The following is a 25447-nucleotide window of genomic DNA, read 5'->3' as shown; positions in this document are numbered from 1 at the left end:
GAACCTACACAGTGGACGCGAGCAACCTATGGACAAGCCCTCGGCCTATTAGTACCGGTCAACTCCACCAGTCACCTGGCTTCCATATCCGGCCTATCAACCCAGTCGTCTACTGGGAGCCTTACCCCATCAAGTGGGTGGGAGCCCTCATCTCGAAGCAGGCTTCCCGCTTAGATGCTTTCAGCGGTTATCCCTCCCGAACGTAGCCAACCAGCCATGCCCTTGGCAGAACAACTGGCACACCAGAGGTCCGTCCGTCCCGGTCCTCTCGTACTAGGGACAGCCCTTCTCAAGACTCCTACGCGCACAGCGGATAGGGACCGAACTGTCTCACGACGTTCTAAACCCAGCTCGCGTACCGCTTTAATGGGCGAACAGCCCAACCCTTGGGACCGACTCCAGCCCCAGGATGCGACGAGCCGACATCGAGGTGCCAAACCATCCCGTCGATATGGACTCTTGGGGAAGATCAGCCTGTTATCCCCGGGGTACCTTTTATCCGTTGAGCGACGGCGCTTCCACAAGCCACCGCCGGATCACTAGTCCCAGCTTTCGCTCCTGCTCGACCCGTCAGTCTCACAGTCAAGCTCCCTTGTGCACTTACACTCAACACCTGATTGCCAACCAGGCTGAGGGAACCTTTGGGCGCCTCCGTTACCCTTTAGGAGGCAACCGCCCCAGTTAAACTACCCATCAGACACTGTCCCTGATCCGGATCACGGACCCAGGTTAGACATCCAGCACGACCAGAGTGGTATTTCAACAACGACTCCACCCAAGCTGGCGCCTGAGCTTCACAGTCTCCCACCTATCCTACACAAGCCGAACCGAACACCAATATCAAACTGTAGTAAAGGTCCCGGGGTCTTTCCGTCCTGCTGCGCGAAACGAGCATCTTTACTCGTAATGCAATTTCACCGGGCCTATGGTTGAGACAGTCGAGAAGTCGTTACGCCATTCGTGCAGGTCGGAACTTACCCGACAAGGAATTTCGCTACCTTAGGATGGTTATAGTTACCACCGCCGTTTACTGGCGCTTAAGTTCTCAGCTTCGCCCTGACGAATCAGAGCTAACCGGTCCCCTTAACGTTCCAGCACCGGGCAGGCGTCAGTCCGTATACATCGCCTTACGGCTTCGCACGGACCTGTGTTTTTAGTAAACAGTCGCTTCTCGCTGGTCTCTGCGGCCACCCCCAGCTCACCGTGCACGACGGATCACCAGGAATGGCCCCCCTTCTCCCGAAGTTACGGGGGCATTTTGCCGAGTTCCTTAACCATAGTTCACCCGAACGCCTCGGTATTCTCTACCTGACCACCTGAGTCGGTTTAGGGTACGGGCCGCAACAGCACTCACTAGAGGCTTTTCTCGACAGCATAGGATCATCCACTTCACCACAATCGGCTCGGCATCAGGTCTCAGACTATGTGTCATACGGATTTGCCTGCATGACGTCCTACACCCTTACCCCGGGACAACCACCGCCCGGGCTGGACTACCTTCCTGCGTCACCCCATCGCTCACCTACTACCACGTTGGACCGGCGGCTCCACCACTCCCCCTCACTCCGAAGAGATCAGAGGCGGCTTCACGGCCTTAGCATTCGAGGATTCAGCGTTGGCGCACTGCCACGGGTACCGGAATATCAACCGGTTGTCCATCGACTACGCCTGTCGGCCTCGCCTTAGGTCCCGACTTACCCTGGGCAGATCAGCTTGACCCAGGAACCCTTAGTCAATCGGCGCAAGAGTTTCCCACTCTTGTATCGCTACTCATGCCTGCATTCTCACTCGTGAACCGTCCACAACTACCTTCCGGCGCTGCTTCACCCGGCACACGACGCTCCCCTACCCACCCACACCCTCGTTGGAGGTATTGTGTGAGTGACACGACTTCGGCGGTGTACTTGAGCCCCGCTACATTGTCGGCGCGGAATCACTTGACCAGTGAGCTATTACGCACTCTTTCAAGGATGGCTGCTTCTAAGCCAACCTCCTGGTTGTCTCTGCGACTCCACATCCTTTCCCACTTAGCACACGCTTAGGGGCCTTAGTCGATGCTCTGGGCTGTTTCCCTCTCGACCATGGAGCTTATCCCCCACAGTCTCACTGCCGCGCTCTCACTTACCGGCATTCGGAGTTTGGCTAAGGTCAGTAACCCGGTAGGGCCCATCGCCTATCCAGTGCTCTACCTCCGGCAAGAAACACACGACGCTGCACCTAAATGCATTTCGGGGAGAACCAGCTATCACGGAGTTTGATTGGCCTTTCACCCCTAACCACAGGTCATCCCCCAGGTTTTCAACCCTGGTGGGTTCGGGCCTCCACGAAGTCTTACCTCCGCTTCACCCTGCCCATGGCTAGATCACTCCGCTTCGGGTCTTGAGCGCGCGACTGACTCGCCCTGTTCGGACTCGCTTTCGCTACGGCTACCCCACACGGGTTAACCTCGCCACGCACCGCAAACTCGCAGGCTCATTCTTCAAAAGGCACGCAGTCACGACCGCCAAGCAAAACCTGACGGCGACGCTCCCACGGCTTGTAGGCACACGGTTTCAGGTACTATTTCACTCCGCTCCCGCGGTACTTTTCACCATTCCCTCACGGTACTATCCGCTATCGGTCACCAGGGAATATTTAGGCTTAGCGGGTGGTCCCGCCAGATTCACACGGGATTTCTCGGGCCCCGTGCTACTTGGGTGGCTCTCAAGCAAGCCGCTGATGTTTCGACTACGGGGGTCTTACCCTCTACGCCGGGCCTTTCGCATGCCCTTCGCCTACACCAACGGTTTATAACTCGCCGACCGGCCGGCAGACCGGTCAAGAAAGCTCCCACAACCCCGCCTGCGCAACCCCTGCCGGGTATCACACACAAACGGTTTGGCCTCATCCGGTTTCGCTCGCCACTACTCCCGGAATCACGGTTGTTTTCTCTTCCTGCGGGTACTGAGATGTTTCACTTCCCCGCGTTCCCTCCACACTGCCTATGTGTTCAGCAGTAGGTGACAGCCCATGACGACTGCCGGGTTTCCCCATTCGGACACCCCCGGATCACAGCTCGGTTGACAGCTCCCCGGGGCCTATCGCGGCCTCCCACGTCCTTCATCGGTTCCTGGTGCCAAGGCATCCACCGTGCGCCCTTAAAAACTTGGCCACAGATGCTCGCGTCCACTATGCAGTTCTCAAGCAACGACCCATCCCCCACACCCAACACCTCACGGCGCCTTCGGCGAGACCGGTCTCCATGTCCGAGGGGACTCATCGTTCCCTCAGGACCCAACAGCGTGCCCGACACCACCCCGCTCAAGGACCACGTTCCACGCCGAAGCAGTACTAGTGCCCATCACAAGGCCATGCCGAATAGTCAACGTTCCACCCATGAGCAACCGTGCGAGACACTCGCTCGCATCCGGCTATGTGCTCCTTAGAAAGGAGGTGATCCAGCCGCACCTTCCGGTACGGCTACCTTGTTACGACTTCGTCCCAATCGCCAGTCCCACCTTCGACAGCTCCCTCCCACAAGGGGTTGGGCCACCGGCTTCGGGTGTTACCGACTTTCGTGACGTGACGGGCGGTGTGTACAAGGCCCGGGAACGTATTCACCGCAGCAATGCTGATCTGCGATTACTAGAGACTCCGACTTCATGGGGTCGAGTTGCAGACCCCAATCCGAACTGAGACCGGCTTTTTGAGATTCGCTCCACCTCACGGTATCGCAGCTCATTGTACCGGCCATTGTAGCACGTGTGCAGCCCAAGACATAAGGGGCATGATGACTTGACGTCGTCCCCACCTTCCTCCGAGTTGACCCCGGCAGTCTCCCGTGAGTCCCCATCACCCCGAAGGGCATGCTGGCAACACAGGACAAGGGTTGCGCTCGTTGCGGGACTTAACCCAACATCTCACGACACGAGCTGACGACAGCCATGCACCACCTGTACACCGACCACAAGGGGGCACCCATCTCTGGATGTTTCCGGTGTATGTCAAGCCTTGGTAAGGTTCTTCGCGTTGCGTCGAATTAAGCCACATGCTCCGCCTCTTGTGCGGGCCCCCGTCAATTCCTTTGAGTTTTAGCCTTGCGGCCGTACTCCCCAGGCGGGGAACTTAATGCGTTAGCTGCGGCACGGACAACGTGGAATGTCGCCCACACCTAGTTCCCAACGTTTACGGCGTGGACTACCAGGGTATCTAATCCTGTTCGCTCCCCACGCTTTCGCTCCTCAGCGTCAGTATCGGCCCAGAGATCCGCCTTCGCCACCGGTGTTCCTCCTGATATCTGCGCATTTCACCGCTACACCAGGAATTCCGATCTCCCCTACCGAACTCTAGCCTGCCCGTATCGAATGCAGACCCGGGGTTGAGCCCCGGGCTTTCACATCCGACGCGACAAGCCGCCTACGAGCTCTTTACGCCCAATAATTCCGGACAACGCTCGCACCCTACGTATTACCGCGGCTGCTGGCACGTAGTTAGCCGGTGCTTCTTCTGCAGGTACCGTCACTTGCGCTTCTTCCCTGCTGAAAGAGGTTTACAACCCGAAGGCCGTCATCCCTCACGCGGCGTCGCTGCATCAGGCTTTCGCCCATTGTGCAATATTCCCCACTGCTGCCTCCCGTAGGAGTCTGGGCCGTGTCTCAGTCCCAGTGTGGCCGGTCGCCCTCTCAGGCCGGCTACCCGTCGTCGCCTTGGTAGGCCATTACCCCACCAACAAGCTGATAGGCCGCGGGCTCATCCTGCACCGCCGGAACTTTCCACCCCAGGGCATGCGCCCTAAGGTCGTATCCGGTATTAGCCCCGGTTTCCCGGAGTTATCCCAGAGTGCAGGGCAGATTGCCCACGTGTTACTCACCCGTTCGCCACTAATCCACCCCGAAGGGCTTCATCGTTCGACTTGCATGTGTTAAGCACGCCGCCAGCGTTCGTCCTGAGCCAGGATCAAACTCTCCGTGAATGCTTCCGGGCTATCCCGGTGACACAGTCACGAGAGCGGCACGGGCCGGAGGAATAATCCGGTCCGTGCACAGCGTCCTCGCTGTGTTTTCTTCAAAGGAACCTCATCCATCCAGGCCGTCAGGCCCAGCGGACGGGGTATCAACATATCTGGCGTTGACTTTTGGCACGCTGTTGAGTTCTCAAGGAACGGAAGCTTCCTTCGTTGCCGTTTCCGGCCCCTCCGGGCTTTCCCTTCGTTGTCTCCAGCTTATCAGATCCTTTCGGACCCGATTTTCGCTGGATTTGCGTTCCGGCCTTTCGGCTTTCCCGCTGCCCCGACTTTATCAGAGGTTTTCCGGCCGGTTTTCCCGGCCGCCCTCCGGAGTGCGGACGCGGTCGCGTCCGGCGGCTCTCGTCGTGGCGGTTGTGCCAACGTACTGGAGGCGGGCGCCCGGATGCAAATCGGGGCGCCCGCCTCCATGACGTGGCGTCAGACCTCGGCCACGGGTCGTCAGACCTCAACCACCACAGGCAGGATCATCGGGCGTCGGCGGTAGGTGTCGGAGACCCACTTGCCGACCGCGCGGCGGATCAGCTGTTGCAGCTGGTGGGGCTCGACGATGCCGTCGGCGGCCGACTTGAGCAGCGCGTCCTCGATCTTGCCGATGACCGGGGTGAACGCCTCGTCGTCGATTCCGGAACCGCGGGCCTGGATGTCCGGGCCGCCCACGATCTTGCCGGTGCTGGTGTCCACCACCACGAAGACCGAGACGATGCCCTCCTCGCCCAGGATGCGGCGATCCTTCAGGGAGGTCTCGGTGACGTCGCCGACCGAGAGGCCGTCCACGTACACGTACCCGGCGGGGACCTTGCCGACGATCTTGGCTACGCCGTCGGCGAGGTCGACCACCACGCCGTCCTCGGGGATGACCACCCGGTTCCTGGGCACCCCGGTGGCGACGCCGAGGTCGGCGTTGGCGCGCAGGTGACGCCACTCGCCGTGCACCGGCATCAGGTTGCGGGGCTTGCAGATGTTGTAGAAGTACAGCAGTTCGCCGGCCGAGGCGTGACCGGAGACGTGCACCTTGGCGTTGCCCTTGTGCACGACGTGGGCGCCCCACCGGGTCAGTCCGTTGATGACCCGGTAGACCGCGGCCTCGTTCCCCGGGATCAGCGACGAGGCGAGGATGACGGTGTCGCCCTCGACGATGCGGATCTGGTGGTCGCGGTTGGCCATGCGGGAGAGCGCGGCCATGGGTTCGCCCTGTGAACCGGTGCAGATCAGGACGATCTCCTCCTCGGGGAGGTCGTCCAGCGTCTTCACGTCCACCACCAGTCCGCCGGGGACGCGCAGATAGCCCAGGTCACGGGCGATGCCCATGTTGCGGACCATGGAGCGGCCGACGAAGGCGACCCGGCGCCCGTACTCGTAGGCGGCGTCGAGCACCTGCTGGATGCGGTGCACGTGGCTGGCGAAACTGGCCACGATGATGCGGCGTTCGGCCTTGGCGAAGACCTGGCGCAGCACCGGCGAGATGTCGCGCTCGTGCGGGATGAAGCCGGGGACCTCGGCGTTGGTGGAGTCCGACAGCAGCAGGTCGATGCCCTCCTCGCCGAGGCGGGCGAAGGCGGGCAGGTCGGTGAGGCGGCCGTCGAGCGGGAGCTGGTCCATCTTGAAGTCGCCGGTGTGCACCACCATGCCGGCCGGGGTGCGGATGGCGACCGCGAGCGCGTCCGGGATGGAGTGGTTGACGGCGACGAACTCGCAGTCGAACGGGCCGATGCGCTCGCGCTGCCCCTCGGCCACCTCCAGGGTGTAGGGGCGGATGCGGTGCTCGGCGAGCTTGGCCTCGATCAGCGCCAGGGTCAGCTTGGAGCCGACCAGCGGGATGTCCGGCTTCTCGCGCAGCAGGTAGGGGACGCCGCCGATGTGGTCCTCGTGCCCGTGGGTGAGGACGATGCCGACGATGTCGTCGAGGCGGTCCCGGATGGAGGTGAAGTCCGGCAGGATCAAGTCGATTCCGGGCTGCTCCTCCTCGGGGAAGAGCACCCCGCAGTCGACGATCAGCAGCCGGCCGCCGTACTCGAAGACCGTCATGTTGCGGCCGATCTCGCCGAGGCCGCCGAGCGGGGTCACACGGAGGGCGCCCTCCGCCAGGGCAGGCGGGGACGACAGATCAGGGTGCGGATGGCTCAAAAGGTTCTCCTCACCACTCACGCCACGGCCCCTGGTCCGGTGTGGGGGACCGCGTAGGACACGTGGCGCGAGTGAAAGCGTGCAGTGGAACTGTCCGTCTTCAGTTGTCTGAGATGGTCCGTATTCGGTTGTGAAGTCTTCGGTTTTCAGCCTTCGCTGAAGCTGTACCCCGTGCGGGCTACAGCTGTACCCCGCCGGCGGCGAGATCCTTCGCCAGCACCTCGGCCTCCTCGGCGGAGAGCTCGACCAGCGGCAGCCGCAGCGGGCCGCCGGGCAGGCCGCGCCGGGCCAGCGCCGCCTTGGTGGTGATCACGCCCTGGGTGCGGAACATACCGGTGTAGACGGGGAGCAGCTTCTGGTGGATCTCGGTGGCCTTGGCCACGTCACCGGCCAGGTACGCCTCCAGCAGGGCGCGCAGCTCGGCGGTGACCAGATGGGCCACGACCGAGACGAAGCCGACCGCGCCGACCGACAGCAGCGGCAGGTTGAGCATGTCGTCGCCGGAGTACCAGGCCAGGCCGGAGCGGGCGATGGCCCAGCTGGCGCGGCCGAGGTCGCCCTTGGCGTCCTTGTTGGCGACGATCCTGGGGTGGTCGGCGAGGCGGACGATGGTCTCGGTCTGGATCGGGACGCCGCTGCGGCCGGGGATGTCGTAGAGCATCACGGGCAGCCCGGTGGCGTCCGCGATGGCCGTGAAGTGGCGCAGCAGCCCCTCCTGGGTGGGCTTGCTGTAGTACGGCGTGACGGTCAGCAGTCCGTGGGCGCCGGCCCGCTCGGCCTGGCGGGCCAGTTCGACGCTGTGCCGGGTGTCGTTGGTGCCGACGCCGGCCACCACGAAGGCACGGTCGCCGACGGCCTCCCGGACGGCCCGTACGAGCAGCTCTTTCTCCGCATCGCTGGTGGTCGGGGACTCACCGGTGGTGCCGTTGACGACCAGGCCGTCGTTGCCGGCGTCCACCAGGTGGGCGGCGAGGCGCTGGGCGCCGTCGACGTCGAGAGCGCCGTCCGCGGTGAACGGCGTGACCATGGCGGTCAGGACCCGCCCGAAGGGGGTCTGCGGTGTGGAGGTCGGAGCCATGGGTCCAACGCTACTCGTTGCGCACATGCGCGCGCCCCCTCGGGGACCCTTGTCCGGGCGGACGAGGAGCTGGTCAGGGGATTCCGGCGCTGCCTGCTCGGGGGTCCAAGCAGCACCGGAATCCGTTCTGAAGCCTAGATGAACTTCACCAAAGCCCGCAATTGGGACACCTCGCACGGCCGTTCGCCCAGGCCCCGGAGCCCCGGGAAATTCCTCGGAAACCCCTGGGAAAGTCCTGGAAAAACCGGGTGCCCAAGGGGGTCGGTCAGGGCGCGATCCGGCCGTTGGCGTTGAAGGCGGCGTAGGTCAACGGCATGAGCCCGGCCCAGTGGGCCTCCATCCGCTCGGCCACCATCTCGATCTCGCGCTGCGGGAAGGAGGCCACCTTGGCCTGCTCGTGCTGGGTGCGCAGGGAGAGGAAGTGCATCAGCGAGCGGGCGTTGCAGGTGGCGTACATCGAGGAGAACAGGCCGACCGGGAGGACCGCGCGGGCCACCTCGCGGGCGACGCCCGCGTCCAGCATCCGCCGGTAGGAGGCGTACGCCTCGCGGTAGGTGGTCTCCATCTCCTCGGTGGTGATCTTGTGCTGCTCCGGGGTGCCGGGGACGAACTCGTACTTGCCCGGGCGGCCCTGCTGGACCAGCTTGCGGTCCTCGCCGGGGACGTAGAAGACCGGCTGGAGCTCGCGGTAGCGGCCGGACTCCTCGTTGTAGGACCAGCCGACGCGGTGCCGCATGAACTCGCGGAAGACGAAGATCGGGGCGCTGACCAGGAAGGTCATCGAGTTGTGCTCGAACGGGCTGCCGTGCCGGTCGCGCATCAGGTAGTTGATCAGTCCCTTGGACCGCTCCGGGTCCTTGCCGAGCTCGTCGATCGACTGCTCACCGACGGTCGAGACGCGCGCCGCGAAGAGCACGTCGGTGTCGGACGCGTCGTGCTTGACCAGCTCCACGCTCACGTCGCTGCGGAACCGGACGCCGGTTCCGGGGGAGGGGGTGGAGTTGTCGGTCACCGCGAGGTCCTTCCTGTTCGTCGCCGGCTCGCCCCGCGCGAGCGGCGGCGCCCAGCTTACGTGGCCCGGGCGGGGGGATTTCCCTCCCGGGATGTCCGGAAAACGGGCACCTTACGGCGTGGCCGGCCGTTGCGGGGGTAGGAGCCGCTGCCATGGCGGCCGACGCCGCCGTGGCACACCGCGTCCCGAGGGCCGGGGCACGGGCCGATCCGATGGGAGGGTGCCTTATGCGTGGCCGGGGAGAGCCCGTTCCGTTCGCCTTCGTCTCCGAGGCGGAGCGTTTCCGGAGCAATGTGACGCCTCCCCCGCGTGAGCCGGTCGGACGGGGGCGGATCGCCGCCTGGACGCTCGCCGCCATGACGGTGGTGGCCGCGCTGGTCGGCGCGGTGCTGCTGGGCGCTCCGGCGCTCGACGTCCACCAGGCCGGAAGTCCGGGCGTCCAGCAGGCGGACAGCGGCCACCACCACTGAACGGCCGCTTCCGGGGCCGCTGGTAGCCTCACCCGTCACACCCCACCGGGCGTGCCGGTGGGCTGACGCCTGCCGGAAAGGGACGCGCGCCGTGACCTTGTCCTTCCTCGCCCCCGACAGCGCCCATGACGAGCACTCGCTGGACCGGGCGGACGCCTCGGCGGATCCGGGGCGGGACGGCTGGCGGCGCCCCTACCGGCCGGGGCCGTGGCGGGTGGCGGTGGCGGCGGTGCTGCTGGTGGTCGCTTCGTACCTGCTGTTCGCCGGGTTGATCGTGGCGGCGGCCGGGGAGACGGGGCGGGCCGGGGTGCTGGTGGGCGCCGGGGTGGTGGTGACGGCGGTGGCCGGGCGGCTGCTGTGCTGCGGGGTCCGGGTGGGGCGCGCGGGGCTGCGGGTGACCGGCCTGCTGCGGACCACCACCTGGCGCTGGGAGCGGATAGCCCAGGTGCGTACCGTTCAGCAGCCGGTGCGGCTGCTGGGGTTGCCGCGGACGGTGCAGGGGCAGGCGCTGGTGCTGCGTCCGGTGCGCGGTCAGGCGCCGCGCCCGCTGCTGACCGATCGCGACGCCGACTTCATGGGCCGCCCGGAGGCGTTCGACATCGCCGCGGACGCCATAGAGGACGCGGTCGTCCAGGCCCGGGGCTGACCGGGGCCGGCCCGCCCGGCGCGGTCCGCTACGAACGCACCGGGCGGCCGTCGTGCAGGGCGATGGCGCGCTGCATGGCCTTGCGGGCCCGTGGGGTGTCCCGGGCGTCGTGGTAGGCGACGGCGAGGCGGAACCAGACCCGCCAGTCCTGCGGGGACGCCTCGGCCTCCGCCTTGCGCCGGGCGAAGACCGCGTCGGCCGAGTCGCGGTCGATCCGGCCGCCGGGGGTGCGGACCAGCTCGTCCACCGGCAGCCCGCCCTCGGCGTCGAGTTCCCGGGCGAGCCGGTCGGCGTTGCGGGCGAACGCGGTGGTCTGCCAGAGGAACCAGGCCCCGATGACCGGGATCACCAGCACGGCCACCCCGAAGACCACGGTGACCGGGGTGCCCTGCTCGATGAGGACGACGCCCCTGCTGCCGGCCAGTACGAAGTAGACGACCAGCACGGCGGCGAGGACGAAATAGGTGATCTTGGCGCGCATCGGCGTCAGTCCAGATCCAGGAAGTGCTCCAGGCCGAAGGTCACCCCGGGGTGCGCGGCGACCTTGCGCACGGCCAGCAGGATGCCGGGCATGAAGCAGCTGTGGTGCAGCGAGTCGTGGCGGATGGTGAGCGTCTCGCCGGTGTCGCCGAAGAGCACCTCCTGGTGGGCGAGGAGGCCGCGCAGCCGTACCGCGTGCACCGGCACCCCGTCCACGTCGGCCCCGCGGGCGCCCGCCAGCCCGTGGGTGGTGGGGTCCTGCTGGCGTTCCCGGCCGGCCCGTTCGCGGGCGGCGGCGATCAGCTGGGCGGTGCGGGTGGCGGTGCCGGAGGGGGCGTCGGCCTTGCCGCTGTGGTGCAGTTCGACGACCTCGACGGAGTCGAAGAAGCGGGCCGCCTGCTGGGCGAAGCGCATGGTGAGCACGGCGCCGATGGAGAAGTTGGGGGCGATGAGCACGCCCGTCTCCGGCGTTCCGGCCAGCCAGCCGTCGAGCACGGCGAGGCGCTCCTCGGTCCAGCCGGTGGTGCCGACCACGGCGTGGATGCCGTTGCGGGTGCAGAACCGCAGGTTCTCCATGACCGCGTCGGGGTGGGTGAGTTCGACGGCGACCTCGGCGCCGGCCGCCGTCAGCGCGTCCAGCGGGTCACCGCGGCCGATCGCGGCGACCAGTTCCAGGTCGTCGGCGGCCTCCACGGCCCGTACCGCCTCGGAGCCGATCCGGCCACGGGCGCCGATGACGGCCACGCGGAGCTTGCTCATCGTTCCTCACATTCCAGGTGTCGTCGGGTGGGACCGCGTCAGGAGACGGCCGACCGCAGCCGGGTCTCGTGGCGGCCCAGCGGGCCGATGGCGGCCAGCGAGGGCCGGGCGTCCAGCACATCACGGGCGACGGCGCGCACGTCGTCGGGGGTGACCGCGGCGATCTTCGCCAGCATCTCGTCCACCGACAGCTGCTCGCCCCAGCACAGTTCGCTCTTGCCGATGCGGTTCATCAACGCGCCGGTGTCCTCCAGGCCCAGCACGGTGGAGCCGGACATCTGGCCGACGGCCCGCCGCAGTTCCTCGTCGGTTATCCCGTTCTCGACGACCGAGTTCAGCTCGTCCCGGCATATCGAGAGCACCTCGGCGGCCTTGGCCGGGGCGCACCCCGCGTACACCCCGAACATGCCGCAGTCGGCGAAGGAGGAGGTGTAGGAGTACACCGAGTAGGCCAGGCCGCGCTTCTCCCGGATCTCCTGGAACAGGCGGGAGCTCATGCCGCCGCCGAGGGCGGTGTTGAGCACGCCCAGCGCCCAGCGTCGCTCGTCGGTGCGGGACAGGCCGGGGACGCCGAGGATGACGTGGGCCTGCTCGGTGCGGCGGTCCAGCAGTTCGACGCGGCCCGAGGGGCGGATGCGGCGGCTGCCGGAACGGGGGTCCACCGGCTGGGCGTCGGGGTCGCCGAGGGCTCCGGCGCGTTCGAAGGCGCGGCGGACCTGGCGGACCACGGTGGCGTGGTCGACGTTGCCGGCGGCGGCGACCACGAGGTTCCGGGCGCCGTAGTGCTTGCGGTAGAAGCGGGCGATCCGGTCCCGGCCGAGGGCGTTGACCGTCTCGACGGTGCCGAGGACCGGGCGGCCGAGCGGGGAGTCGCCGAGCAGCGCGGTGCTGAACAGGTCGTGCACCTGGTCGCCCGGGTCGTCCTCGGTCATCGCGATCTCCTCCAGGACGACGCCGCGTTCGGCCTCGACGTCCTCGGGGGTGATCAGCGAGCCGGTGAGCATGTCGCAGATGACGTCTATGGCCAGCGGCAGGTCGCTGTCGAGCACCCGCGCGTAGTAGCAGGTGTACTCCTTGGCGGTGAAGGCGTTCATCTCACCGCCGACCGCGTCGACCACCGCGGAGATCTCCAGCGCGGAGCGGCGCTTAGTGCCCTTGAAGAGCAGGTGCTCCAGGTAGTGGGTGGCGCCGCCGAGGCTGGGCGTCTCGTCGCGGGAGCCGACCTGGGCCCAGATGCCGAAGGTGGCCGAGCGGACGGTGGGCCAGCTCTCGGTGACGACGCGCAGGCCCCCGGGGAGGACGGTACGGCGCACCGTGCCGCTGCCGCCGTCGCCCTTGAGTACGGTCCGGGTCGTGGTACGGGGGACGGCCCGCCCCTTGCTGGAGGGGCGGGCCGTCACCTGTCGGGTACGCGAGGTCACTTGGCCGACGCGTCCTCGGCGGTCTCGGCGGCGGAGTCGCCCTCGCCCTCGATCACCGGGATCAGCGACAGCTTGCCGCGCTGGTCGATCTCGGCGATCTCGACCTGGACCTTGGCGCCGACCTGCAGCACGTCCTCGACGTTCTCCACGCGCTTGCCGCCAGCGAGCTTGCGGATCTGCGAGATGTGCAGCAGGCCGTCCTTGCCCGGCATGAGCGAGACGAAGGCGCCGAAGGTGGTGGTCTTCACCACGGTGCCCAGGTAGCGCTCGCCGACCTCGGGCATCGTCGGGTTGGCGATGCCGTTGATGGTGGCGCGGGCGGCCTCGGCGGCGGAGCCCTCGGAGGCGCCGATCAGGACGGTGCCGTCGTCCTCGATGGCGATCTCGGCGCCGGTGTCCTCCTGGATCTGGTTGATCATCTTGCCCTTGGGGCCGATGACCTCGCCGATCTTGTCGACCGGGATCTTGATGCTGATGATCCGCGGCGCGTTGGGGGACATCTCGTCCGGGACGTCGATGGCCTCGCTCATCACGTCGAGGATGTGCAGCCGGGCGTCGCGGGCCTGCTTCAGCGCGGCGGCCAGCACCGAGGCGGGGATGCCGTCGAGCTTGGTGTCGAGCTGGAGCGCGGTGACGAACGTCTTGGTGCCGGCGACCTTGAAGTCCATGTCGCCGAAGGCGTCCTCGGCACCGAGGATGTCGGTCAGCGTCACGTAGTGCGTCTCACCCTCGATCTCCTGGGAGATCAGGCCCATGGCGATACCGGCGACCGGGGCCTTGAGCGGCACACCGGCGTTCAGCAGCGACATGGTGGAGGCGCACACCGAGCCCATCGAGGTGGAGCCGTTGGAGCCCAGCGCCTCGGAGACCTGGCGGATCGCGTAGGGGAACTCCTCGCGGGTCGGCAGGACCGGGATCAGCGCCCGCTCGGCCAGCGCGCCGTGGCCGATCTCGCGGCGCTTGGGGGAGCCGACGCGGCCGGTCTCACCGGTGGAGTACGGCGGGAAGTTGTAGTTGTGCATGTAGCGCTTGCGCGTCTCGGGCGAGAGCGTGTCGAGCTGCTGCTCCATGCGCAGCATGTTGAGCGTGGAGATGCCCAGGATCTGGGTCTCGCCGCGCTCGAACAGCGCCGAGCCGTGGACCCGCGGGACCACCTCGACCTCGGCGGACAGGGTGCGGATGTCGGTGACCCCGCGGCCGTCGATGCGGACCTTGTCCTTGATGACGCGCTCGCGCACCAGCTTCTTGGTGAGCGCGCGGTAGGCGGCCGAGATCTCCTTCTCGCGCCCCTCGAACTGCGGCAGCAGCTTCTCGGCGGCGAGCGCCTTGACCCGGTCCAGCTCGGCCTCGCGGGCCTGCTTGCCGGCGATGGTGAGCGCCTGGGCCAGCTCGTCGCGGACGGCCTCGGTGAGCGCCTCGAGCACGTCGTCCTGGTAGTCCAGGAAGATCGGGAACTCGGCGGTCGGCTTGGCGGCCTTGGCGGCCAGCTCGGCCTGGGCCTGGCAGAGCGCCTTGATGAACGGCTTGGCGGCCTCCAGACCGGCGGCCACGACCTCCTCGGTCGGCGCCTCGGCGCCGCCCTCGACCAGCTTGATGGTCTTCTCGGTGGCCTCCGCCTCGACCATCATGATCGCGACGTCGCCGTCCTCCAAGGTGCGGCCGGCGACCACCATGTCGAAGACGGCCTCTTCGAGCTCGGTGTGGGTCGGGAACGCCACCCACTGGCCGCGGATCAGGGCGACCCGGACGCCGCCGATCGGGCCGGAGAACGGCAGACCGGCCAGTTGCGTCGAGGCCGAGGCGGCGTTGATCGCGACCACGTCGTACAGGTGCTCCGGGTGGAGCGCCATGATGGTGGCGACGACCTGGATCTCGTTGCGCAGGCCCTTCTTGAAGGACGGGCGCAGCGGGCGGTCGATGAGCCGGCAGGTGAGGATGGCGTCCTCGGAGGGGCGGCCCTCGCGGCGGAAGAACGAGCCGGGGATGCGCCCGGCGGCGTACATCCGCTCCTCGACGTCGACCGTCAGCGGGAAGAAGTCGAGCTGGTCCTTGGGGTGCTTCGAGGCGGTGGTGGCCGACAGCACCATGGTCTCGTCGTCCAGGTAGGCCACGGCGGAGCCGGCGGCCTGACGGGCGAGGCGGCCCGTCTCGAAGCGGACGGTGCGGGTGCCGAAAGCGCCGTTGTCGATGACGGCTTCGGCGTAGTGGGTCTCGTTCTCCACTATGGGGATTCTCCTTCGTCCGTCACCGGGCGACCCGCCCGGTGACCTTCCACGGTGGAGCGCCGCGTCGCGGACCGTTGCCGCCCAGGGCGATGAGGACCGGTCTTCGATCGAAGCCGCCGGGGCGCGATGCGTCATCCCGGAGGCCACTACCGAGGACCGGCGCCTCGGGCACCGACCCGGCGGGCCGGTGGGCGCGGGCGCTCCTCCACTGTTCACATCTGAAGTTGTTACGGGGCCAGCCTACAAAGGTTGCGGTCCGGCCACACGTACAGCGGGCGACCGCGTGCGAACGGCGGCCGGCCCGGATGCGGGTCCGAGCCCGTGTACGGCAAAGGGAGCGGTCCCCTCGCTGGGAACCGCTCCCTTCACGGCGGCTTAGCGGACGCCCGCGGCGCCGGCCCGGATGCCCAGGCGCTCCCGCAGCTCACGGAAGCGCGTGATGTCCTTCTTGGCCAGGTACTGCAGCAGGCGGCGGCGCTGGCCGACGAGCAGCAGAAGACCACGGCGCGAGTGGTGGTCGTGCTTGTGGGTCTTCAGGTGCTCGGTGAGGTCGGTGATCCGGCGGGTCAGCAGAGCGACCTGGACCTCGGGGGAGCCGGTGTCGCCCTCCTTGGTACCGAACTCAGCGATGATCTGCTTCTTGGTGGCGGCGTCGAGCGGCACACTCACTCCTCGGGGTCGTTGGTCCCACGAGCGCCCCTGGTCTTCGTCACAGGGGTTCTTCGATACTCGGGGGAAGCGCATGCGTGCGGACACGCAGTGGTGACCCAGGGTACCAGTGCCGCGGTAGCCCTTTTGCCACCGGCTCAGCCCGAGGCCATGCCGCGGGCCGCCGCGTAGACGTCGAGCACCGCCAGGCACAGCGGGATCAGCGACAGCAGCACCGCCGCCTCGGCCAGGTCGAGCACGCGCCCCCAGAACGGCGAGACGCCCCGGGCCGGCACGATCAGCGCGATCGCGGCGAGGAGCGCGGCGCCGGCCACCACCGCCGCGGTCAGCCACAGGGTACGCACGTCGGCGGCGGCGCGGTCGCCGCCGGGCGGGTGGAGCGCCAGCCCGGCGAGGAGCAGCGCGATCGCGCCCACCCCGGCGGTCAGCAGGCAGGCGATCTGCGCGGTGTGGCGGAAGAGCCGGGCCCGGGAGACGGTGGCGAGCCCCGCGGCGAGGGCGAGCAGCTGCGCCCAGACCGAGTGGCCGAAGCCGAGGACGGCGGCGCCGCAGGCGATCACCGCGGAGCAGCCGCCGGCCAGGCCGAGCAGGAGTTCGTGGCCGCGGCGGGCGGCGGCGGCGATCCGGGCCTCGTCCACCGGCTCGGGCGACGGCGGCTCCCCGCCGGGGCCGCCGCGCCCGGTCTCGTACCCGATGGGCAGCCGGGCGAAGCGGGCGGAGAGCGCGGGCAGGAAGGCGATGGCGCCGACGGCGGCGACCACGCAGACCGCGGCCACCGAGGTGGCCCTCGCCCCGGTGAGCACGGCGGTGAACGCGGCCAGGGTGCCGGTGGCGGCGAGCACGGCGGTGGCCACGAAGGGCGCGTCGCCGTCCGGGGTGACCGCGGTCAGCAGGGCGGTGGCGACCAGCACGGTGACGCAGCCGAGCAGGAACTGCAGGCGTCCGGGCCCGGCGCCCGGGGCGGCGGCGGCGATCCCGGTGCCCGCGATCAGCAGGTGGGGTACGGCGGCCAGGCCCAGCGCGGCGGCCGAGCCGCGGTCGCGGTAGATCCGGGCGCGTACCGCGGAGCCGGCGGTCAGGCAGACGCCCACGGCGCCGGCGACCAGGCCGGGCAGCGCGTGCATGTCGTGGCGGACCGGGTCGGCCCACCACAGCACGAGGGCGGCGAGGGCGAGCAGCAGCACGGCGCCGCCGAGTCCGGCGGGGCGCAGCAGGTCGTCGCTCCAGCGCCGCCGGTCGCGGCCGACGGCGGCGGCGACGGCGTCGGCCACGTCGTCGTGGACGGCGGGCGGCAGCGATTCGGCGAACGGGCGCAGCGCCAGCACCTCGCCGTCGAGCACCCGCTGGGCGGCCGGGGTGCGCGCGGGGTCGAGCACGGTGCCGTCCCGGCGCACCAGGTGCCAGCCCTCGGGGACGCCGGCCGCCTGCTGCTGGCCGGTCAGCCGCAGCAGCTCGGGGTAGAGGTCGGCGAGTGCGACGTCCTCGGGCAGCGCGACGTCGATACGGCTGTCGGGTGCGACGACGGTGACCCGGCAGAAGCCGGTCGCGGTGGTCGTGCTCACCTCGCGGTCTCCCCCTTGAGTGGTGATGGCCGGCGGGTGCCGGTCGCGGGACGGCGGCTGCGCGTGGCGGGCCGCCGGTGGGTCACAACTTAACGGTCCGGCGGGAGGCGTGCGGGCGGGGCGTCCGGCGCCAGTAGGATCGGCCGACGGGCGGAGGGGGGCCGTCGCCACTGGGGCGCCGGTGCGGAACCGACCTTTCCGCATTGAGGATTGATGCTTCGGTGAGCGTGGTCGTCGTCAAGCGCCCGCCCAGGGTGGCACCGCCCGAGGTGCCGGCCGGGGAAGTCCGTCTGGAGACGCCGCCCGAGCTGCCGCGCGACCAGGAGCAGGGGATGCTGATGACCCTGCTGCCGATGGTCGGCATGGCCTCCTCGGCGGCGTTCTTCTTCATGCCCGGCTCGGCGGCGTTCATGAAGGTGATGGGCGGTCTGATGCTCGCCTCCACCGGGGTGATGGCGGTCGCCCAGGCGGTCCGGGTGCGCCAGGGCCCCGGCGGGCGGCTGTCCCAGGCGCGCCGGGACTACTTCGCGTACCTGGCGCAGGTGCGGCGGCACGTCCGGCGTACCGCGCGGGCGCAGCGTGCCGCGCAGTTGGTGGTCCACCCGGAGCCGGGGCAGCTGTGGGCGCTGGTGGCGCAGGGCCGCCGGGTGTGGGAACGCCGGATCACCGACGAGGACTTCGCCCAGGTGCGCATCGGGCTCGGGGCGCAGGACCTGGCCACCCCGCTGGTGGCGCCGGTGACGGCCCCGGTGGAGGAGCTGGAGCCGCTGACCGCGGCGGCGATGCGGAACTTCCTGGCGGCGCACTCGGTGGTCGACGGGCTGCCGCTGGCGGTCAGCCTGCGGGCGTTCTACCACGTGACCGTCTCCGGTGACGCGCAGGCCGCGCCCGCCGCGGTGCGCGCGCTGCTCGCCCAGCTGGCCGCGTTGCACTCCCCCGAGGACCTGGTGATCGCGGTCGCCGCGGGCCACCGGGCCGGCCACCGCTGGGAGTGGACGAAGTGGCTGCCCCACTGCCAGCAGCCCAAGGAGACCGACGGCGCGGGGAGCCGGCGGCTGTACTCGGACGACCTCGCCGAGCTGGAGGAGATGCTCGCCGACCGGTTCGACGGCCGCCCCCGGTTCGGCCGGGAGGCGCCGCCGCTGCTGGACCGCCCGCATCTGGTGGTCGTCCTGGACGGCGCCGTGGTCCCCGCCGACTCGGTGCTCGCCTCCGCCGAGGGGTTGCAGGGCGTCACCGTGCTGGAGGTCGTCCCCGGGGAGCTGGACGAGCCGCGCGGCGGGTTGTCGGTGGTGGTCCACCCGGACCGGCTGCGGCTGCGGTCGCCGGGCGGACGGACCTACGAGGGGCGCCCCGACGCGCTGTCGGCGGCCGAGGCGGAGGCGCTGGCCCGGCAGCTCGCGCCGCTGCGGGTCGGCGGCGGGGACGACGACGAACCGCTGCTGAACAACCTGGACTTCACCGATCTGCTGCGGCTGGGCGACGCCGCCTCGGTGGACGTCGCCCGCACCTGGCGTCCGCGGGCCCGCCACGACCGGCTGCGGGTGCCGATCGGGGTGGGCGAGAACGGTGAGCCGGTGCTGCTGGACCTGAAGGAGGCGGCGCAGGACGGCATGGGGCCGCACGGGCTGTGCGTGGGCGCCACCGGCTCCGGCAAGTCGGAACTGCTGCGCACCCTGGTGCTGGGCCTGGCGGTGACCCACTCCTCCGAGACGCTCAACTTCGTGCTGGCCGACTTCAAGGGCGGCGCCACCTTCGCCGGGATGTCCACGCTGCCGCACGTGGCCGCCGTGATCACCAACCTGGCGGACGACCTGGCGCTGGTGGACCGCATGCGGGACGCCATCACCGGCGAACTCCAGCGCCGCCAGGAGATGCTGCACGCCTCCACCTTCGCCAACGTCCACGACTACGAGAAGGCACGGGCGGCCGGCGCCCCGCTGCCACCGCTGCCGTCGCTGGTGCTGGTGATCGACGAGTTCAGCGAACTGCTCAGCGCCAAGCCGGACTTCATCGATATGTTCATCCAGATCGGCCGCATCGGACGGTCGCTGGGGGTGCATCTGCTGCTCGCCTCGCAGCGTCTGGAGGAGGGCCGGCTGCGCGGGCTGGACACCTACCTGTCGTACCGGATCGGGCTGCGGACGTTCTCCGCCTCCGAGTCGCGGGCCGCGCTCGGCGTGCCGGACGCCTACCACCTGCCGTCGGTGCCGGGTTCGGGGTACCTGAAGTTCGGCACCGACACGATGGTGCGGTTCAAGGCGGCGTACGTCTCCGGCGTCTACCGGGGCTCCGGCGTCCCAGCCGCCGTCGGGCCGGTGCCGGCCGAGCGGCGTCCGGTGCTCTTCACCGCGGGGCACGTGCCGGTGGTGCGGGGCGAGCCGGTGCCGGTGGCGCCGCAGGACGCGCATGCCCCCACCGACGCGGACGCCTTCGCCGACACCGTGCTCGACGTGGTGGTGCGCCGGCTGGAGGGCCAGGGGCCCCCGGCCCACCAGGTGTGGCTGCCGCCGCTGGGCGAGGCGCCCGCGCTGGACCAGCTGTTCTCCTCGCCGCTGGCGGTGCACCCGGTGCGCGGGCTGACGGTCTCGGAGCCGGAGCCCGCCGAGGCGCCGGGCCGGCTGGTGGTGCCGGTCGGCCTCGTGGACCAGCCGTTCCAGCAGCGGCGGGACGTGCTGCGGCGGGACTTCTCCGGTGCCGCCGGGCACGCCCTGGTGGTCGGCGGCCCGCGTTCCGGCAAGTCGACGCTGCTGCGCACCCTGATCGGCGCCTTCGCCCTCACCCACACCCCGGCCGAAGCGCAGTTCTACTGCCTGGACTTCGGCGGCGGCGGACTGGCCGCCGTCGAGGGGCTGCCGCACGTCGGCGGGGTGGCCGCCCGGCTCGACGGCGACAAGGTCCGGCGTACGGTCGCCGAGGTGGCCGGCGTCCTCGCCCGGCGTGAACTGCTCTTCCGCCGCGAGGGCATCGACTCGATGACCACGTACCGCAAGCGCCGCGCCGCCGGTGAACTTCCCGGTGAACCCTGGGGCGACGTCTTCCTGGTGATCGACGGCTGGAACACCCTCAAGGCCGACTTCGAGGCGCTGGAACCCGTGGTGGGCGACATCGCCGCGCGCGGCCTGGGCTTCGGGGTGCACGTGGTGATCAGCGCCGCCCGCTACATGGAGGTGCGCCCCGCGCTCAAGGACCTGCTGCTGAGCCGGTTCGAGCTGCGGCTCGGCGACCCCGCGGACTCCGAGATCGACCGGCGCACCGCGGTCAACGTCCCGGTGGGCGCCCCCGGCCGCGGACTCACCCCGGAACGGCTGCACTTCCTGACCGCGTTGCCGCGCGTCGACGGCGCGGCCGACCCGGCCGGCTCCGCGGAGGCCACGGCCGCCTTCGTGCGGTCGGTCGCCCGCGGCTGGACCGGGCCGTCCGCCCCTCAGGTACGGATGCTCCCCACCGATCTGCCGGCCGCCCGCCTGCCCCGCGGCTTCGAGCACCCCGACCGCGGGGTCGCCATCGGCATCGACGAGAACGACCTCGAACCGGTCTTCATCGACTTCGACACCGACCCGCTCTTCCTCGTCTACGGCGAGAGCGAGTCCGGCAAGACCGCGCTGCTGCGGCTGCTCGTCAAGCAGATCAGCGAACGGTGGACGCCGGAGGAGGCGCTGATCGTGGTCGGCGACTACCGGCGCGGCCTGCTCGGCGCCGTCCCCGACTCCCACCTGCTCCAGTACTCCGCGGCCCCCAACACCCTCCAGGAACACATGGAGCAGATCGCCACCATCATGGCCCGCCGCGTCCCCGGCCCGGACGTCACCGCCCGGCAACTACGGGAACGCAACTGGTGGTCGGGGCCGCAGGCGTTCGTCGTCATCGACGACTACGACCTGGTGGCCACCTCCACCGGCAACCCCATGCTCGCCGTCGTCGAACACCTCCCCTACGCCCGCGACATCGGCGTCCGCTTCATCGTCGCCCGCAACTCCGCGGGCGCCGGGCGCTCCTCCTACGAAACCTTCACCCAACGCTTCAAGGAACTCGGCGCCCAGGGCCTCGTACTCTCCGGCGACCCCGCCGAAGGCGAACTCCTAGGCCCCGTCCGCGCCCGCCCCCTCCCCCCGGGCCGCGGTGTCCTGGTCTCCCGACGGAGGGGTAACCGGCTGGTGCAGACGGGGTGGTTGCCGGCGCAGTGAGGTGGGGGGGCGGTGGATCAGGGTGCGCGGGGGCTGACGGTGTGGGGGGGGTGGGGGCTGGTTGCGGAGGGTCGGTGGGGGGGCGGGGCCGTGGCGGCGCGTGGGTGCGTCGGACGCTGACGGTGCGGGGCGGTTGCGGGGTACGGTTCGGGGGGCGCTGCCGTGGCGGCTCAGTGTGCGCGTCGGCGTCGCAACACCGCGGCGCCGAGGCCGCCGCCCACCACGACGACCGCCGCAGCGATTCCCGCCCACATCCATGCCCCGGTGTCCCCTGCCCCTCCGCCCCTGGCCGCCCCCGCCTGGGTGGGCTTCCCGGAGGACTTGCCTGCCGGTGCGGTCGAGGGCGAGGGCGACCCGAGATTCGGGAACAACGGATTCACATCCGCCGGCCCCGGATCCCCGGCCCCGTCGAGCAGAGCGACGCGGGGGCGTACGGTGCCGTATCCGATGTACTCGCTGGGAATCTTCCCCGTCTTCGGCTTCCCCGCCGTATTGATCAGCACTCGCAGGACCTGATTGTTGGTCCAGTCCGGATGCTTGGCCCAGACGAGCGCGGCAGAGGCGGAGGCGAGAGCGGTGGCTTCGCTGGTGCCGTACCCGATGCAATAACCGTCACCATAGTGCGCCAGTGATTTGGAACAATGACCAGGAACGTCTACTCCGGGGGCAACCAGCGCAACTTGAGGCCCATAGGTAGAAAATTTTCCCACGGTACCGGTTTTATCGACAGCGCCTACACCTACCGCCCCCGGAGTTGCAGCGGGATAGCTGAGAGGGTTCCCGGACTGGGCATCATTACCAGTCGCCGCAAACACCAAAGAGCCGCGCTTGAGAGCGTACTGCACAGCGGGCCCCAAAGGAGCACGATCTTCCGGTGACGAGGAAAGGTCCGGCACGCCGATCGCGATATTAATGACCTTCGCTCCATGGTCGGCCGCATAATGGATGGCATCGGCCACCCGCTTCAAGTCGCGTCCGGGGCGATTAGGGCCGCCACCCGCAAGCACTCTGAGCGGCAAGATCTTGGCACCCGGCGCCAAACCCACGATCCCGCCATCATCTCCGGTTCCCGCGATGAGCATGGCCATGGACGTGCCATGCCCGTCAGTGTCGTTCCAGCCATTTCCTGTTGGAGAGGTGTAGTCCTTACCAGGCAGCACTTGGCCGACGAGTTCCGTCACCTTACCGTCACTTCCCGTGTCGACAACCGCGACCGTGACTCCCTGACCGGTGCTTACTTTCCACATGGCATCGGCCTGCATAGGGCCCAGGTACCACTCACGGTCACGGACCGAATCAGCCCGGGCGACGGGTGCATTGGCCGGACAGGTCGCCCAGAGCGCGACCGCCGTCGCAACGGCCGCCACGCCGCGCCCGAGGTACCTGCCAGGTGTTCGCCGCATCACAATTCATCCGTCTCGTCGAGCCTGTCCATACCGCTGGTGAAGCACTAATCGATGACCGGAGGCACGGCCTTCCGGCCACCGGCCATCCACGTTTCCTCGTCCTCGACCAGGTAGTCCGGCCTGGTGCCGCTCCGACCGCGATCCCGCGGGCCCGTTCCGAGGTGTGGTCCTCCGGCGACGGGGCCCATCGGAAGACCGCTGTTTCCGAGGGCTGTCCCTTCCTCCGGCGTCATGGAACGGCGCAGGCCGGATCCGCCCGACGTGTAGTCACGCACCGTAGCAGCCCCCTTTGGGGGTGTACTTGTCTCCGGGCCCACGACCCCGGGAATTCGGCTTCCCGAGAAGCCTGTGCCGGTGGCGCCGCCTACGGTGCCACCGGGGGTGCGGCCGACGAATCCCGGGCCGCTCATCGGCTCGTCGCCGACGACGATGCCGCGTGAGGGCTTGGCAATTGCCCGAGGCTCGCCGCCAATGGGCAAACCGCCGGTGACGCCGTCGCCTTCACCAGTAATGCGGCGAGCAACTTGGTCGACCGGATCAGTTTGCGGAGTGCTGAATCGATCGGTGACGCGGCCTGCGCTCCTGTCGACCGTGGTAGGTACACCTGGAACCACAGTGTGGGGAATGCCACTCGTTCCGGTTCGATGTCGTCCATCGTTGCCGAATGATTGATCCACACTTCGGTTCGGCGTCACCGTCACTGTCTGTACGTCATCGAGTCCTGTGCGCTCTCCCCCATCGTAGTTGGCTTTATGGGTCCGGCTCACCGCCTCAGAGATTTGCCGTCCATGCGTCACCAAAGGCTGTTCTGAGCCGGGCTCATTGGATTGGATTCCGTAAGCAGTTGCGCCTCCGCCGCTCTCCGATGAAGTGCCGTTCTGCGACTTACCCAGCCACTGCTGACCTCCGGCCCGTGCATAAATCGGCAGAGGATCCTGCGGTACCGCCGTAAACGGCGGCGGCGATTCCTTCCGCATCCCCTCACTCGCCGCCCGATACGCCGACGCCAACATGTTCATCTGCGGGATCGCCTCCTGCCGGGCCGACTCCAGTCTGGCGCGGGCTTCCGCGTCCTTCTTGGGGTCGACGTAGCACTGGTCGGCCGGGACCGGGGGGAGGCCGTTCTTGACGCGGGAGAGGGCGGAGCCGGCGTCGTTCATGAAGGAGGCGGCGTTGTAGGTGTAGTCGGCGAGTTTGAGGGTGTTGCGGGCGAGTTGTCGGCCCCAGTCGTGGAAGGCGCGTGCGCCTTCGCCCTGCCATTCGACGCCTTGGATGCTCGACATCAGTTGGCTGCCGATGGTCTGCAGCTGGTTCATGGCGGATTCGAGGGCCTGGGCCCGGGCCAGGATCAGTTGCGGGTCGGCGTTGGCGACCATGGCGTGCATGTCGAACAACGAGACGTGCTCGAAGTCGGTCCCGCTCATCGTTGTGCAGCCCCCGGTTAGATGTCGCTCGCTTGTTTGGCGTCGCCGACGGGGTCGGGCGGCCGGTGGCCGGTCGTGGTCGCCGGGTCGGCCGGCGTCACGCCCTTCCGGTTCAGCCGGTCCACATACTGCTGCGTCCGGCGCTGGATGCTCATCAGGCGCTGGGCCTGGTCGGCGTCGACGTCTTCGTAGCCGTGGCGGGCCATGTCGACCGTGATGCCCATGGCTTCGAGTTGGTCGCCGAGGAGTTGGGAGAGGGTGGCGAGGCGGTCGTGGACTTCGTCGTAGGCGGCGGAGATGTCGGCGGCTTCGGGGAAGTGGTCGGCGCCGAAGGCGGCCTTGGTGATGATCTGGTCGCGGATGCGGGTGTGGGAGGCGTCGGAGTGCTCGAGGTCGGCGAGGATCTGGTCGACGCCGTTCTTGAAGGTGACGAGGGACTCGGTCACCGTGTGCAGGTCTTGGCCGCCGGACGGCGGTGGTGTTCGGACGGCGTGTGGTGGCGCGTCGTCGGGTCGCAGTGCCATCTGCTGCCCTTCCCCCCTGGGTGTTCAGCCGTTCGGGGGTACCGGTGACGCGGGGGTACCCCCGAACGGTGGTTGCAGAACTCGGCGGTGGCCGGCCGTGCTGCTCAGTTGCCGAAGCCGCGGGCGGCCCGGCGGTCGGTGTCGCGGTAGCCGTCGACGGAGTCGTCGAGCAGTGAGGCGATGGAGCGGAGTTTGTCGCCGAGGTCGCGGGTGGTGTCGGACCAGGGCTTCTGGACCTGCTGGTAGGCGGTCTGGCCCTCGCCGTGCCACTTCTCGGTGACCTGGGCGACGTACTTCTGGAGGTCGTCGAGCTCACGCTCGATCGCGCCGGCGGCGTTGCGCAGGTCGTTGGCTGCTTCGCCGACCGTGTGGTACGAGACGGAAATTCCGGGAGCTCCGGACACGGCTCACTCCTTGGCGGATGGGTGCGGATCGGTAGGGACCGGTGTGGCGGC

16 protein-coding genes and 2 rRNA genes are annotated in these 25447 nt (G+C 68.8%); 3 read left to right on the top strand and 15 right to left on the bottom strand.

Annotation, left to right across the window (positions count from 1 at the left end; genetic code table 11):
- Positions 1–28 precede the first annotated feature (28 nt).
- From SCATT_RS21380 to thyX, 5 genes are all read right to left on the bottom strand, one after another.
- Positions 29–3151 (bottom strand): 23S ribosomal RNA (locus SCATT_RS21380).
- Between the two features lie 274 nt (positions 3152–3425).
- Positions 3426–4951, bottom strand: a 16S ribosomal RNA gene (locus SCATT_RS21375).
- The 16S and 23S rRNA genes sit together here, the layout of an rRNA operon.
- Positions 4952–5443: 492 nt before the next feature.
- Complete coding sequence (locus SCATT_RS21370; protein ID WP_014145228.1) at positions 5444–7129, bottom strand: ribonuclease J; 1686 nt, start codon at positions 7127–7129, stop codon at positions 5444–5446.
- Positions 7130–7307: 178 nt separating this feature from the next.
- On the bottom strand, positions 7308–8207 hold the full coding sequence (gene dapA / locus SCATT_RS21365) for a 4-hydroxy-tetrahydrodipicolinate synthase (protein WP_014145227.1): 900 nt from the start codon (positions 8205–8207) through the stop codon (positions 7308–7310).
- A gap of 265 nt (positions 8208–8472) precedes the next feature.
- Positions 8473–9219, bottom strand: coding sequence for an FAD-dependent thymidylate synthase (gene thyX, locus SCATT_RS21360; RefSeq protein WP_014145226.1), 747 nt, complete (start codon positions 9217–9219; stop codon positions 8473–8475).
- Between the two features lie 227 nt (positions 9220–9446).
- On the opposite strand from thyX, the gene SCATT_RS21355 reads away from it, so the two are divergent.
- The gene (locus SCATT_RS21355; protein WP_014145225.1) at positions 9447–9689 is read left to right on the top strand and encodes a hypothetical protein; all 243 of its coding nucleotides are present in this window, start codon (positions 9447–9449) and stop codon (positions 9687–9689) included.
- 91 nt (positions 9690–9780) lie between these two features.
- Entirely contained in the window at positions 9781–10335 is a 555-nt protein-coding gene (locus tag SCATT_RS21350; RefSeq protein ID WP_014145224.1) for a PH domain-containing protein, read from the top strand.
- Positions 10336–10363: 28 nt separating this feature from the next.
- Here SCATT_RS21350 and SCATT_RS21345 read toward each other — a convergent pair whose 3' ends face one another.
- From SCATT_RS21345 to eccD, 6 genes are all read right to left on the bottom strand, one after another.
- Positions 10364–10816, bottom strand: coding sequence for a tetratricopeptide repeat protein (locus SCATT_RS21345; protein WP_014145223.1), 453 nt, complete (start codon positions 10814–10816; stop codon positions 10364–10366).
- A gap of 5 nt (positions 10817–10821) precedes the next feature.
- Positions 10822–11574 carry a 4-hydroxy-tetrahydrodipicolinate reductase gene (gene dapB, locus SCATT_RS21340; RefSeq protein WP_014145222.1) on the bottom strand — a complete coding sequence of 251 codons (753 nt, stop codon included), beginning with the start codon at positions 11572–11574 and terminating at the stop codon, positions 10822–10824.
- Positions 11575–11612: 38 nt separating this feature from the next.
- A complete protein-coding gene (locus SCATT_RS21335; protein WP_014628459.1) occupies positions 11613–12995 on the bottom strand; it encodes a M16 family metallopeptidase in 1383 nt (460 codons plus the stop codon).
- The gene (locus tag SCATT_RS21330) at positions 12992–15217 is read right to left on the bottom strand and encodes a polyribonucleotide nucleotidyltransferase (RefSeq protein ID WP_014145220.1); all 2226 of its coding nucleotides are present in this window, start codon (positions 15215–15217) and stop codon (positions 12992–12994) included. The genes SCATT_RS21335 and SCATT_RS21330 overlap by 4 nt, the downstream gene beginning before the upstream one ends.
- A 378-nt stretch (positions 15218–15595) precedes the next feature.
- Positions 15596–15883 carry a 30S ribosomal protein S15 gene (rpsO, locus tag SCATT_RS21325; protein WP_014145219.1) on the bottom strand — a complete coding sequence of 96 codons (288 nt, stop codon included), beginning with the start codon at positions 15881–15883 and terminating at the stop codon, positions 15596–15598.
- Positions 15884–16026: 143 nt separating this feature from the next.
- Positions 16027–17451, bottom strand: coding sequence for a type VII secretion integral membrane protein EccD (eccD, locus tag SCATT_RS21320; RefSeq protein WP_014145218.1), 1425 nt, complete (start codon positions 17449–17451; stop codon positions 16027–16029).
- 221 nt (positions 17452–17672) lie between these two features.
- Here eccD and SCATT_RS21315 point away from each other — a divergent pair, with 221 nt between their 5' ends.
- On the top strand, positions 17673–21638 hold the full coding sequence (locus tag SCATT_RS21315) for a type VII secretion protein EccC (RefSeq protein ID WP_014145217.1): 3966 nt from the start codon (positions 17673–17675) through the stop codon (positions 21636–21638).
- A gap of 170 nt (positions 21639–21808) precedes the next feature.
- Here SCATT_RS21315 and mycP read toward each other — a convergent pair whose 3' ends face one another.
- The 4 genes from mycP to SCATT_RS21305 all read right to left on the bottom strand — a co-directional run bounded on the left by mycP (position 21809) and on the right by SCATT_RS21305 (position 25396).
- Positions 21809–22900, bottom strand: coding sequence for a type VII secretion-associated serine protease mycosin (gene mycP / locus SCATT_RS36730; protein ID WP_231905143.1), 1092 nt, complete (start codon positions 22898–22900; stop codon positions 21809–21811).
- Positions 22901–23088: 188 nt separating this feature from the next.
- Positions 23089–24468 carry a WXG100 family type VII secretion target gene (locus SCATT_RS38665; protein ID WP_014628457.1) on the bottom strand — a complete coding sequence of 460 codons (1380 nt, stop codon included), beginning with the start codon at positions 24466–24468 and terminating at the stop codon, positions 23089–23091.
- Positions 24469–24485: 17 nt separating this feature from the next.
- Positions 24486–24992: a hypothetical protein gene (locus tag SCATT_RS21310; RefSeq protein ID WP_014628456.1), complete on the bottom strand. Its 507-nt coding sequence runs from the start codon at positions 24990–24992 to the stop codon at positions 24486–24488.
- A gap of 104 nt (positions 24993–25096) precedes the next feature.
- Entirely contained in the window at positions 25097–25396 is a 300-nt protein-coding gene (locus tag SCATT_RS21305) for a WXG100 family type VII secretion target (RefSeq protein ID WP_014145213.1), read from the bottom strand.
- Between the last annotated feature and the right edge of the window lie 51 nt (positions 25397–25447).

This window comes from Streptantibioticus cattleyicolor NRRL 8057 = DSM 46488, from assembly GCF_000240165.1.
Lineage (GTDB): Bacteria > Actinomycetota > Actinomycetes > Streptomycetales > Streptomycetaceae > Streptantibioticus > Streptantibioticus cattleyicolor.
Note: the sequence above shows the minus strand (reverse complement) of the source record. Positions and strands in the feature narration are given on the sequence as shown.